At 74.2% G+C, this 11,850-nt stretch carries 12 protein-coding genes; 7 read left to right on the forward strand and 5 right to left on the reverse strand.

All coding sequences use genetic code 11. The features are described 5' to 3' along the window. Window positions 1-1,016, forward strand: a 1,016-nt coding sequence (locus CR470_RS29625; protein ID WP_097870569.1) for a sensor histidine kinase, incomplete at its 5' end; no start/stop codon positions are given. Further along, window positions 1,004-1,669, forward strand: coding sequence for a LuxR C-terminal-related transcriptional regulator (locus CR470_RS29630; protein ID WP_097870570.1), 666 nt, complete (start codon window positions 1,004-1,006; stop codon window positions 1,667-1,669). The genes CR470_RS29625 and CR470_RS29630, both read left to right, overlap by 13 nt. Before the next feature lie 25 nt (window positions 1,670-1,694). Here CR470_RS29630 and CR470_RS29635 read toward each other — a convergent pair whose 3' ends face one another. Beyond that, window positions 1,695-2,087 carry a VOC family protein gene (locus CR470_RS29635; RefSeq protein WP_097870571.1) on the reverse strand — a complete coding sequence of 131 codons (393 nt, stop codon included), beginning with the start codon at window positions 2,085-2,087 and terminating at the stop codon, window positions 1,695-1,697. Window positions 2,088-2,205: 118 nt separating this feature from the next. On the opposite strand from CR470_RS29635, the gene CR470_RS29640 reads away from it, so the two are divergent. Further along, window positions 2,206-2,859, forward strand: coding sequence for a nucleoside/nucleotide kinase family protein (locus CR470_RS29640; protein ID WP_097870578.1), 654 nt, complete (start codon window positions 2,206-2,208; stop codon window positions 2,857-2,859). A 128-nt stretch (window positions 2,860-2,987) separates the two neighbouring features. Then, entirely contained in the window at window positions 2,988-4,133 is a 1,146-nt protein-coding gene (locus CR470_RS29645; RefSeq protein ID WP_097870572.1) for an aminopeptidase P family protein, read from the forward strand. Between the two features lie 162 nt (window positions 4,134-4,295). Here CR470_RS29645 and treZ read toward each other — a convergent pair whose 3' ends face one another. Further along, entirely contained in the window at window positions 4,296-6,056 is a 1,761-nt protein-coding gene (treZ, locus tag CR470_RS29650; RefSeq protein ID WP_097870573.1) for a malto-oligosyltrehalose trehalohydrolase, read from the reverse strand. Between the two features lie 194 nt (window positions 6,057-6,250). Here treZ and CR470_RS29655 point away from each other — a divergent pair, with 194 nt between their 5' ends. Together CR470_RS29655 and CR470_RS29660 are read left to right on the forward strand one after the other, a co-directional pair. After that, entirely contained in the window at window positions 6,251-7,645 is a 1,395-nt protein-coding gene (locus tag CR470_RS29655; RefSeq protein WP_097870574.1) for a GH1 family beta-glucosidase, read from the forward strand. 15 nt (window positions 7,646-7,660) lie between these two features. Continuing rightward, a complete protein-coding gene (locus tag CR470_RS29660; RefSeq protein ID WP_097870575.1) occupies window positions 7,661-8,791 on the forward strand; it encodes an alpha-L-fucosidase in 1,131 nt (376 codons plus the stop codon). Here the strand turns inward: CR470_RS29660 and CR470_RS29665 are convergent. Together CR470_RS29665 and CR470_RS39790 are read right to left on the reverse strand one after the other, a co-directional pair. After that, window positions 8,763-9,674, reverse strand: coding sequence for a GNAT family N-acetyltransferase (locus CR470_RS29665; RefSeq protein WP_097870576.1), 912 nt, complete (start codon window positions 9,672-9,674; stop codon window positions 8,763-8,765). The genes CR470_RS29660 and CR470_RS29665 overlap by 29 nt on opposite strands. A gap of 241 nt (window positions 9,675-9,915) precedes the next feature. Further along, entirely contained in the window at window positions 9,916-10,077 is a 162-nt protein-coding gene (locus CR470_RS39790; RefSeq protein WP_179892409.1) for a hypothetical protein, read from the reverse strand. Window positions 10,078-10,215: 138 nt separating this feature from the next. Here CR470_RS39790 and CR470_RS29670 point away from each other — a divergent pair, with 138 nt between their 5' ends. After that, window positions 10,216-10,863, forward strand: a complete 648-nt coding sequence (locus tag CR470_RS29670; RefSeq protein WP_097870577.1) for a DUF1707 and FHA domain-containing protein — start codon at window positions 10,216-10,218, stop codon at window positions 10,861-10,863. A gap of 9 nt (window positions 10,864-10,872) precedes the next feature. On the opposite strand, the gene CR470_RS29675 is transcribed toward CR470_RS29670, so the two are convergent. Beyond that, window positions 10,873-11,850: FAD-dependent oxidoreductase (locus CR470_RS29675; protein ID WP_097870579.1), on the reverse strand; the 978-nt coding region annotated here is incomplete at its 5' end.

An 11,850-nucleotide genomic window follows, 5' to 3' on the forward strand; every position in this document is an offset into this window, starting at 1 on the left:
GGGCGGCGGCCCGGCTCGGGCCGGGGCACCGCCCCGCGTCGTATCCGCCGTTGGGCGGCGGCGAATTGCCCGAACGGGTCCGGCGGACGCTCACCGACCGGACCACCTGGCGGCTCGCTCTCTGGCTGCCCCTCCAGACACTCTTCGGCATGGGGCTCGGCTACCTCACGATGATCCTCTGGCCCGTCGCCCTGCTGGTGGACGGCGTCGCGCTGTCCGTCGTGGGGCTGGTGGACCGGCGGCGGGCCGACGAGTACGGCATCGAGCCGCCCGAACGGCCGGGCTGGGCACTGCGCTGGCACCCGGTGCTGGCCGACCTCTCGGCGGGCTGGACCATGGCCCTGCTCGCCCCGCCGCCCGCCGCCGAACTCACCGAGCGGATCGCCCACCTCACCGAGAGCCGGGCCGGCGCGGTCGCCGCGCACGGGGCCGAACTGCGGCGCATCGAGCGGGACCTGCACGACGGCGCCCAGGCCAGGATCGTCGCCCTGTCGATGCGGATCGGGCTCGCCAAGCAGCTCCTCGACCGCGATCCGGCCGCCGCGCGGGCCCGCCTGGACGAGGCGCAGGACGGGGCCGAAGCCGCGCTCGCCGAGCTGCGTCACGTGGTGCGCGGCATCCACCCGCCGGTCCTCACCGACCGTGGACTGGCCGGTGCGGTACGGGCGTTGGCCGCCGATGTCGCCGTACCCGTCACGGCGGACCTGGGCGGGGTGGAGGACGGGCGGCGGCTGCCCGCCGCGATCGAGGCCGCCGCCTACTTCGTGGTCGCCGAGGCGCTCACCAACATCAGCAAGCACAGCGGCGCCACCGTCGCCCGGGTCCGCGTCGACCGGCCCCCCGGCGTCCTGCGGGTGACCATCGGCGACGATGGTCACGGCGGCGCGGACGAACGCGCCGGCAGCGGGCTGGTGGGCATCCGGCGGCGGGTCGCCGCACTGGACGGCACCACCCGCGTCAGCAGCCCCGCCGGGGGGCCGACGGACATCGAAGTGGAGCTGCCGTGCGGATCGTGATCGCCGAGGACAACGCCCTCCTGCGCGAGGGCCTCGTCCTCCTGCTCACCAGCTCCGGACACGAGGTGGTCGCCGACGCGGCGGCCGGCCCGGAGATCCTGCCCGCCCTGCTCGAACACCGCCCGGACGTCGCCGTCCTGGACGTACGGCTGCCGCCCACCTTCCGCGACGAGGGGCTGCGGGCCGCGCTCGCCGCCCGCGCCGAACTGCCCGGCCTGCCGATCCTGGTCCTCTCGCAGTACGTCGAGGAGACGTACGCCGCCGAGCTGCTCGCCCGGGGCGCCCGGGGCATCGGCTACCTGCTCAAGGACCGGGTGGGCCGGGTCGAGCAGTTCCTGGAGGCCCTGGACCGGGTGGCGGCGGGCGGCACCGCGCTCGACCCGGAGGTCGTCACCCAGCTCCTCACCCGCACATCGTCGGCGGGCCCGCTCCAGAGCCTCACCGCCCGCGAGCGCGAAGTCCTGGAACACATGGCGCAGGGCAAGGCGAATGCCACCATCGCCGCCGAACTCACCGTCTCCGAAAGGGCGGTGAGCAAGCACATCGGCTCGATCTTCGCCAAGCTCGGCCTGGAACCGGACGACGGCACCGTCCACCGCCGCGTCCTCGCGGTGCTGGCCTACCTGGAGGGCCGGGACGGGTTCACCCCGTGAGAGGGCGGCGCCGGGGGCGAGCGGGTCAGACGGCCGGCTGGAGCAGGTCCCAGCGGTTGCCGTAGAGGTCCTCGAAGACCGCGACCGAACCGTACGCCTCGTGCCGGGGCTCCTCCAGGAACCGCACCCCGGCCGCCGTCATCCGGGCGTGGTCGGCCGCGAAGTCCTCGGTGTGCAGGAAGAAGCCGACCCGGCCGCCCGTCTGCGCCCCCACCGCCCTGCTCTGGACCTCGTCCTTCGCACGGGCCAGCAGCAGCCCCGTGCCGGGCGCGGACCCGTGCGGGCGCACCACCAACCAGCGGGTGCCGTCGCCCCGGTCGGTGTCCTCCACCAGCTCGAAGCCGAGCGCGTCGCGGTAGAACGCGAGCGCTTCGTCGTAGTCGCGGACAACGAGGGTGACCAGGGCGATGTGGGACATGGCGGGGCCCTTCCACGGGTACTGAACCGGTACCGCACAGGGGCTGAACGGGTACCGCACGGGTCAAGTTATACGTAACACTAACGCTTCCGGGCCCGGCCCCCGCACAATGCCCGGCATGGACATGGACGTGGACATCCTGGACGGCACGACCACCGGTGGCCGCACCGCGCTGACGGACCGGGCCCGCGCCCTCGCGCACACCGGCGGACGACGGGTGCTGGGGATCGCGGGCCCGCCCGGGGCCGGGAAGTCCACCCTGGCGGAACGGCTGGTCGCGGCCCTGGACGGACGCGCGGCCCTCGTCCCGATGGACGGCTTCCACCTCGCCGCCGCCGAGCTGGAGCGCCTCGGCCGCGCCGGCCGCAAAGGCGCACCCGACACCTTCGACGCGGCGGGGTACGCGGCCCTGCTGCGGCGGCTTCGTGCACCGGACCCGCTGCGCGCGGTCTACGCCCCGGCCTTCGACCGGTCGCTGGAGGAGCCGGTCGCGGGTTCGCTGCCGGTCCCGCCGGACGTCCCGCTCGTCGTCACCGAGGGGAACTACCTGCTGCTCGACGAAGGACCATGGGCCCCGGTACGCGCCCTGCTGGACGAGGTGTGGTTCCTGGACGTCGACCCGGAGGCCCGGGTGCGCCGGCTCGTCGACCGCCATGTCCGTCACGGCAGGCCCCGGCCCTACGCGCAGGAGTGGGTGGCCCGGTCCGACGAGGCGAACGCCCGGCTGGTCGAGCGGAGCCGGGGCCGGGCGGACCTGATCGTGCGCCTCTGACGCGCCGGGCGCCGGCACCGGCCCGCCGGGGCGCTCCCGACGCCCGGCACACTTCGGCAAGCCGGTCGCGCACGCCCCGCCGGGCGGGCAGGATGCTGTGTGCCGTGTCGCACTGCCAGGAGGTCTTGATGTCCACCCCGAGCTCGTCCGCCCACCAGCCCGCCCCGCCGCCCTTCACCGCCGACGACTACCGGGCCCGGATGGCGCGCGCCGCCGAGTCCGCCGCCGAGGCCGGGCTCGCCGGGGTGATCGTCGCGCCGGGCCCCGACCTCGTCCACCTCACCGGCTACCGCCCCGTCAGCACCGAACGCCTCACGCTCCTCGTGCTGCGGGCCGGCCAGGACCCGGTCCTGGTGGTCCCGACCCTGGAGGCCCCCGACGCGGCGGCCGCCACCGGGGCGCCCGCCCTCACCCTGCGGGACTGGACCGACGGCAAGGACCCGTACGCGGTGACCGCCCCGCTGCTGGACGCCGAGGGCCGCTTCGGCGTCAGCGACAACGCCTGGGCGATGCACCTGCTCGGCCTGCAGCGGGAGCTGCCGGGTACCTCCTACACCGCGCTCACCGAGGCGCTCCCGATGCTCCGCGCGGTGAAGGACGCCGCCGAGCTGGAACGGCTCACCGCCGCGGGGGCCGCCGCCGACGCCACGTACGAGGAGATCCTCAAGGTGCGCTTCTCCGGCCGCCGGGAGGTCGACGTGGCCACCGATCTGGCCGCGCTGCTCCGCGAGTTCGGTCACTCCCAGGTCGACTTCACCGTCGTCGGGTCCGGCCCGAACGGGGCCAACCCGCACCACGAGGCGGGGACCCGCACCATCGAGCGCGGCGACATGGTCGTCCTCGACTTCGGCGGCCTCAAGCACGGCTACGGCTCCGACACCTCGCGTACCGTCCACGTCGGCGAGCCCACCGCCGAGGAGCAGCGGGTCCACGACATCGTCCGCGAGGCCCAGCAGGCGGGCTGCGCCGCCGTCCGGCCCGGCGTCGCCTGCCAGGAGATCGACCGGGCCGCCCGCGCGGTGATCACCGAATTCGGCTACGGCGAACGGTTCATCCACCGCACCGGCCACGGCATCGGCGTCACCACCCACGAGCCGCCCTACATGATCGAGGGCGAGGAGCAGCCGCTGGTGCCCGGCATGTGCTTCTCCGTGGAGCCGGGCATCTACCTCCCGGGCCGCTTCGGCGTCCGGATCGAGGACATCGTCGCGGTCACCGAGGATGGCGGGCGGCGGCTCAACACCACCGCCCGCGAACTGGCCGTCGTCGAGTAGACGGCCCCGCGGCAGCCTCCCCTCGGCCCGGTCGTCGCGCGGCTCCCGGTCACGGAAGCGGTGCGGGACGCCGTACGGGCAGGGCGGAGGGCGGGCGCTGTCGCGGAGGCTACGAGGTGAAGTCCACGCGAAGGCAAGCACGTTGACGGCGATCGGGGAAGCTCAGTCGTCGGCCAGCACCACGCACGACTCCGGCGGCAGACGCAGTACCCCGTCCGCGCCCGGGGCCTCCACCGGCTCCCAGGCCGCCAACACCCGCCCACCGGACCGGCGGTGGCGGCCGGATCCCAGCGGAACGGCGGCCGGCTTGTCCGCGAGGTTCACCGCGATCCGCAGATCGCCCCTGCGGTACGCCAGCCAGCGCGCGTCCTCGTCGAACGCCGTCTTCACCGAGGCCAGGTCGGGATCGTGTAGATCGGGCAACGTGCGCCGCAACGCGATCAGTTCGCGGTACCAGGCGAGCAGCCGTGCGTGCGGTTCGCGTTCCGGCTCGGCCCAGTCGAGGCAGGAACGGTCCCGGGTCGCGGGGTCCTGGGGGTCGGGGATCTCCTCCTCGGCCCAGCCGTGCGCGCCGAACTCCCGCCGTCTGCCCGCGCGTACGGCCTCGGCCAGCTCCGGGTCCGTGTGGTCGGTGAAGAACTGCCAGGGGGTCCGCGCCCCCCACTCCTCGCCCATGAACAGCATCGGGGTGAAGGGGCCGGTCAGCACGAGGGCGGCGGCGCACGCCTGGAGTCCGGGGGACAGCGAGGCGGCCAGCCGGTCGCCGAGCGCCCGGTTGCCGATCTGGTCGTGCGTCTGCGCGTAGCCCACGAAGCGGTGGGCCGGGGTGCGCGTCACGTCGACCGGTCGGCCGTGGGTGCGGCCCCGGAAGCTGGAGTAGGTCCCGTTGTGGAAGAACCCGGACGTCACCGTCTTCGCGAGGGCGGCGAGCGGGGCGCGGGCGAAGTCGGCGTAGTAGCCCTGGGACTCGCCGGTGAGCGCGGTGTGCAGGGCGTGGTGGAAGTCGTCGTTCCACTGGGCGTGCAGGCCGAGGCCGCCGGTCGGACGCGGGGCCGTGGTGCGCGGGTCGCACAGGTCGGACTCGGCGATCAGCCCGAGCGGCCTGCCCACCTCCACGGCCAGCGCGTCGACCGCCGCCGACAACTCCTCCAGGAAGGTCAGCGCCCGGGTGTCGGCCAGCGCGTGCACCGCGTCGAGCCGCAGCCCGTCGAGCCGGTAGTCGCGCAGCCAGGACAGGGCGCTGCCCAGCAGGAACGCCCGCACTTCGTCGGAGCCCGGAGCGTCCAGGTTGACCGCCGCGCCCCACGGGGTGTGGTGGGAGTCGGTGAAGTACGGACCGAAGGCGGGCAGGTGGTTCCCGGACGGGCCCAGGTGGTTGTGGACGACGTCCAGGACCACCCCGAGCCCCAGCCCGTGCGCCGTGTCGACAAAGCGCTTCAGTCCCTCGGGTCCGCCGTACGGTTCGTGCACCGCCCACAGCGAGACGCCCTCGTACCCCCAGCCGTTGACGCCCGGGAACGGGCAGACGGGCATCAGCGACACATGGGTGACGCCCAGCTCGGCCAGATGGCCCAGCCGGGCCGCCGCCGCGTCGAAGGTGCCCTCGGCGGTGTACGTCCCCACGTGCAGCTCGTACAGCACCGCGCGGTTCAGCCGCCGCCCCGCCCACGACTCGCGCCAGGCGTACGCCTCCTGGTCGACGACCGCGCTCGGCCCGTCGGGGCCGTCCGGCTGACGCCGCGAACGGGGGTCCGGGAGCAGGGGGCCTCCGTCCAGCCGGAACCCGTAGCGGTCCCCGTCCGAGGCCTCCGCCTCGGCCGTCCACCACCCCTCGCGTCCCGCATCGCGCTCCATCGGGCACCGGACGTCCGCCGCCTCCAGCACGACCGAGTCCGCCTCGGGGGCCCACACCTCGAACTGCATCCACCACTCCTCGTCCCTGGGCGGGGCGCGCGGCCGCCCGCGGGCGGGCTCCACGATCCACGCGACAGGCTCTGTTGCCGCCCGCCACCGGCGATTAAGGTCTGGTCCTGATCATTGCCCGGCGAGGTTCCGCTCATACAGGTTCTGCTCACACGTACTGGTTCTGCTCATACGTACGGCTGCTGGAGGCCGCGATGACCCTGCCGATGTTCCCTCCCGGCTTCCTCTGGGGAGCCTCCGCCTCCGCCTTCCAGACCGAGGGGGCGGTGGACGCGGACGGCAAGGGCCCCTCCGGCTGGGACGCCTTCGCCGCGCTGCCCGGCCGCATCAAGGACGGCGCCGACACCACCCTGGGCACCGGCTTCCACGCCCGCTACCGCGAGGACGTCGCCCTGCTGGCCGGTCTCGGCGCCGACGCCTTCCGGTTCTCCGTCAGCTGGCCCCGCGTGGTGCCCGGCGGCAGCGGAGCCGTCAACGCCGACGGGCTCGACTTCTACGACCGGCTCGTCGACGAGCTCTGCGCCCACGGCGTCACCCCCGCCCCGACCCTCTACCACTGGGACACCCCGCTCCCGCTGGAGGAGGCGGGCGGCTGGCTCGACCGGGACACCGCCTACCGCTTCGCGGAGTACGCGGGCATCGTCGCCGAACGCCTCGCCGACCGCGTCCCCATGTGGATCACGGTCAACGAGCCGGCCGAGGTCACGATGCTCGGCTACGCGCTGGGCGAGCACGCCCCCGGCCGCACCCTCCTCTTCGACGCCCTGCCCGCCGCCCACCACCAGCTCCTCGCCCACGGCCTCGCCGTCCGCGCCCTGCGCGCGGCGGGCGCGGACAACATCGGCGTCGCGCTCTCGCACGCCCCGGTCTGGACCGCCGGGGACACCGACGAGGACCGCCTCGGCGCGGAGCTGTACGACACGCTCACCAACTGGCTCTTCGCCGACCCGGTCCTCACCGGCCGCTATCCGGACGAGAACCTCGCCGCCCTGATGCCGGGCCCGGTCGCCGACGACCTCAAGGTCATCTCGACCCCGCTCGACTGGTACGGCGTCAACTACTACAACCCCACGCTCGTCGGAGCGCCCGGGCCCGAGGCGCCGGCCACCTTCTCCGGCTTCACGATGCCCGCCGGACTCCCCTTCGGCATAAGGGAGATCGAGGGATACGAGAAAACCGGTTTCGGCTGGCCCGTCGTCCCCGAGGGGCTGACCGAGATCGTCACCGCGCTCCACACCCGCTACGGCGACCGCCTCCCGCCGCTGTACATCACCGAGAACGGCTGCGCCCTGGAGGAGCCCCACGCGGACGACCGCCGCATCGCCTACCTGGAGAGCCATCTGACCGCCCTGCGCGCGGCGATGGACGCCGGGGTGGACGTACGCGGCTACTTCACCTGGTCGCTCACCGACAACATCGAGTGGACGGAGGGCGCCTCGCAGCGGTTCGGCCTGGTCCACATCGACTACGAGACGCTGACCCGTACGCCCAAGCGGTCCTACGCCTGGTACCGGGACCTGATCCGGGCGCAGAAGACGCAGAACCGGAATCCGGCGGTCGAAAGGGCTTACGCCACGCCCCCCGAGTGATCGATACTTCCCGCCATGGTCGCTTCATGGTGGTCCCGGGCCCAACTGGGGATCTTCGTTCACTGGACTCCCGCATCCGTTCCCGGCTGGGCCCCGCCCTACGTCCCCGCCGCCGAACTCCCGGCGGCGGGCCGGCGCGCGCCCCTGGGCTGGACCTCGTACGCGGAGTGGTACGAGAACGCGCTCCGCTTCCCCGGCTCCCCGGTCGCCGCCCACCACCGCACCACCTACGGCACCCGCCCCTACACGGCCTTCGGCCGCGACTTCGAGGACGGGCTCGCCGGCTGGGACCCGGCCGCCTGGGCCCGCGCGTTCCGGGAGGCGGGGGCCGGATACGCGGTCCTGGTCACCAAGCACCACGACGGGTTCTGCCTCTGGCCCTCGGAGACGAAGAACCCGCACCGCTCCGGCTGGCACACCGCCCGGGACGTGGTGGGCGAGTTCGCCGAAGCCGTACGGGCCGAGGGCCTGCGCTTCGGCGTCTACTACTCCGGCGGGCTCGACTGGACCTTCGACGACCGGCCCATCGGCACCGCCGCCGACATGTTCTCCGCCGTACCGCGCGGCAGCTATCCCGCCTACGCCGACGCGCAGCTGCGGGAGCTGATCCGCCGCTACCGGCCCGACATCCTCTGGAACGACATCGCCTGGCCCGCCTCCGCCGGCGAGATCCGCTCACTGGTCGACTTCTACCGCTTCACCGTCCCGCACGGTGTCGTCAACGACCGCCTGCTGCCCTACGCCCCGCACTGGCGGGGCCTGAACCTGCCGGGAGCGAAGGCGCTGTACAACTGGTGGGACCGCCGGACGGTGGCGCAGGGCGAGGGCTTCGTCCCGCGCACACCGCCCGTCTTCGACTTCCGCACCCCGGAGTACGCCCGCTACGAGGGCTCCGACCCGTACGAGATCACCCGGGGCGTCGACCACAGCTTCGGCTACAACCGGGCCTCGGGGGCCGATGCCTTCATCGGCCGCGAGGCCCTCACCTCACTGGTCCGCGACACGGCGGCCGACGGCGGGAGGGTCCTGCTCAACGTGGGGCCGCGCGGCGAGGACGCGACGATCCCCGCCGAGCAGCGCCTCCGCCTGGAGTGGCTGGCCGAGGAGGCCGGGGCCCTCACGCCAGATGGACCCATTCCTGGGTGACCGGGTACCCGGCGCGGGCGAACGCGGCGGCCATCGGCGCGTTCCCCTGGTCCGTCGCACCCGCGACGAACTCGGCGCCCCGCTCGACCAGGAAGCGCGTGCACTCCACCAGCAGGTCGTAGCCGTAGCCGTGCCCGCGCGCCTCGGGGACGACCCCGATGAATCCGACGCACGGCCCCGACGGGTTGTGCGCGGGCACCTGAATGCCCGCCACCTCGCCGTCCGGCGTGTACGCGAGCTGCCACCACTCCCGCGGTGAGGGGCACCAGTGGAAGAAGTCCAACTCCTCCTGCGCCGCCGCCTCCAGACCTCCGGGGCCCTCGATCGCCTTACGGGCGTGAGCGTCCAGCGTGACGGAGTGGACCCGGCGCAGGACGTCGAGGATCACGGCGTCGTCCGGCTCCGGACGGAAGGTGAGCCGGCCCGTCCGCTCGGGCAGTGGGCAGTCGGGGGTCCACCGATAGCGGTAGCGCTCGACCAGCGGCTTCATGCCGGCCGCCGTCGCGGCGGCGACCCGCGCTTCGACGGCGGTCCGCACCGCCGGGTCGTCCCGCCAGCCGGCGGGCGCGATCAGCTCGTACTCCTTGTCGAACGGCGCGCGGCGCAGGAGTTCGGCGCCCGCCCCCGCCTCCCCGTCCGCGAAGTCGAACCAGTTGAGCACGACGGGCTCGGTGTCGTCGGGCCCGCCCCACCAGGCGGCCCTGGCGATCACGGTGTTGTCGCGCAGGGCGACCCAGGACCAGTCGGGGCGGTACTCGCCGCCGTCGGCCGTCGAGGTGTACGCGTGGCCGAAGGCGGCCCGGCCGACGTGGGGGCTGTCCTCGAACGTGGTGAAGAGTGCGGCGTCGCTCGGGGTGAGCGCGCGGATGACCGGATCGGTCATGAAAGTGTCCTCCGGGACGGAATGCCGCGCTCCCGGTCAGACGAGGTCCGACACCGCCCGGCGGACGGGGCGGGAGCGCGAAAGTGACGTACTGCGGATGGTGGTGCGGATGTTCCTGCGCACGTGTCTCGCCTCCTTCCGCGACCGGTTCCGATGTCGGTGCCGACCGTAGCCGCCCCCGCGCCCGCCGTCCACCGGTTTTTTTCGGTGCGTTCCGGGACGCGCCCCTTTCTCCGCCCCCTCACTCCGGGCGGCGGCTCCGGCGCTGCAGCGCCTCGCGGCGCTTGCGGAGCGCGGCCTGACGGCGGTGGGCGGCCTTGCGCTCGCGCGCCCGGCGCCGGTTCTCGGGCGTGCGGTGCTTGCGCGGGCTGACCCAGACGACCATCGCGAGACCACCGGACACCAGGTCGCGGAGTCCCCTCGTGGCGGATGAGCGGCAGACCCCAGCAACGGGCCGCGCCGGGGAGCGGCGCAGGTCAGCGCGGGACGAAACACGGCCTCGTCTGGACACCCCGGGCCCCTCGGCCCGACAATCGTCGACGTGACGTCCTCCTTCGAGTTCCACACGGGTCCCGCGCGGCTTTCGGACGCCCAGCGCGACCGTGTCCTCGGCGTGCTCAGAGACGGTGCCGCACAGGGAAAGCTGTCGCACGACACGTTCATGCGGCGCATGGAGCTCGCCCTCGTCGCCCGGCGCCCGGAGGAGCTGGCGGCCCTCACCTCCGACCTGGAGGCCGGCAGCGGATGGTCCCAGGGACTGGTCCGTGCGGTGGGCGGGATCTCCGCCTTCCCCGGGCGGCTGCGCCGCGCCTGGCAGACCGAGCGGCTCCCCAAGCTGCTGCTCCCGGCGCCCGGCCCCTACCCGCTGCTCATCGGCCGCGACCCGGCCAACGGTCTGCGCCTCAACCACGAGACGGTCTCCCGGCTGCACGCCGAGCTCTCCGCGCGGAACGGCCGTTGGGTGCTGCGCGACCTCAGCTCCACCAACGGCACCTGCGTCAACGGCCAACGGCTCGTCGGCTCCATCCCGGTGCGGGACGGGGATCAGGTGAGCTTCGGACGGATGAGCTTCCGCCTCACCGCCCCGGCCCACCGCCCGCCCGAACTTCCGCCGCCCGCGTCCGCGCCCCGGCCGTCCGCTCACCCGCCCGAGCTGCCGCCGCCCGGCCCCGCCCACCCGCCCGCCTGAGCCCTCCGGTCAGTGCTGCTGGTGCAGCCCGCGCCCGGCCAGCGTCAGGAACGCCTCGCCGACCGCTTCGGAGAGCGTCGGGTGCGGATGGATGTGCTGGGCGACATCGGCGGGCTCCGCGTCCCAGCCGACCACGAGCTGACTCTCCGCGATCATCTCCGAGACCTGCGGGCCGACCAGATGCACACCGAGCACCCGGCCCGCCCGCTCCGCCACCACCTTCACCAGCCCGCCCCTGCCGTGCACCATGCCCTTGGCGACGGCGGTCAGCGGCAGGGAGTTCACCACCACGTCGTGTCCCGCGTCCCGGGCCTGCGCCTCGGTCAGCCCCACCGCGGCCGTCTGCGGCGAGGAGTACGTGACCCGGGGAACGGTGGCGTAGTCGACCGGGGAGGTACGCAGCCCGGCCAGCGTCTCCGCGACCAACAGCCCCTCGGCGAACGAGGCGTGGGCGAGTCCCGGCGATGGCGGCGGCAGCAGGTCGCCCACCACGTGGATGCCCGGCACCGCCGCCTCCAGCCGCGACCAGTCGGCGGGCACCACATGGCCCCGCCCGTCCGTGGCCAGCCCCGCCGCCGCGAGCCCCAGTCCCTCCGTCACCGGCTCCCGGCCGACCGCGACCAGCAGCCGCTCGGCCGCCACCGCGACGCTCTCGCCCCGGGAGGTCCGCACGACGGCCCGCACCCCCGCCTCCATCACCGACCACTCCAGCAGCCGTGCCCCCGCCTCCACCCGGATGCCCCGCTTCCGCAGCCCCCGGACCAGATGCCGGGACACCTCCGCGTCCTCCAGCGGAACCAGCCGGTCCGCGGCCTCCACCAGGGTGACCTCGGCCCCCATCGACCGATGGAACGAGGCGTACTCGACGCCGATCGCCCCGCCGCCGACCACCAGCACGGACCCGGGCAGCCCCGGCGCGAACAGCGCGTCGTCGCTCGTCACCACCCGCCGCCCGTCCGCCGCCGGACCCGGCAGCGTCCGGGGCCG

The sequence above is a fragment of the Streptomyces sp. rh34 genome (assembly GCF_002551245.1).
In the GTDB taxonomy this organism is placed as follows: Bacteria; Actinomycetota; Actinomycetes; order Streptomycetales; family Streptomycetaceae; genus Streptomyces.

Coding starts and splice junctions, on each gene's coding strand:
- CR470_RS29635 (WP_097870571.1), bottom strand. CDS start 2,087: ATGTCCCACATCGCCCTGGTCACCCTCGTTGTCCGCGACTACGACGAA.
- CR470_RS29640 (WP_097870578.1), top strand. CDS start 2,206: ATGGACATGGACGTGGACATCCTGGACGGCACGACCACCGGTGGCCGC.
- CR470_RS29645 (WP_097870572.1), top strand. CDS start 2,988: ATGTCCACCCCGAGCTCGTCCGCCCACCAGCCCGCCCCGCCGCCCTTC.
- treZ (WP_097870573.1), bottom strand. CDS start 6,056: ATGCAGTTCGAGGTGTGGGCCCCCGAGGCGGACTCGGTCGTGCTGGAG.
- CR470_RS29655 (WP_097870574.1), top strand. CDS start 6,251: ATGACCCTGCCGATGTTCCCTCCCGGCTTCCTCTGGGGAGCCTCCGCC.
- CR470_RS29660 (WP_097870575.1), top strand. CDS start 7,661: ATGGTCGCTTCATGGTGGTCCCGGGCCCAACTGGGGATCTTCGTTCAC.
- CR470_RS29665 (WP_097870576.1), bottom strand. CDS start 9,674: ATGACCGATCCGGTCATCCGCGCGCTCACCCCGAGCGACGCCGCACTC.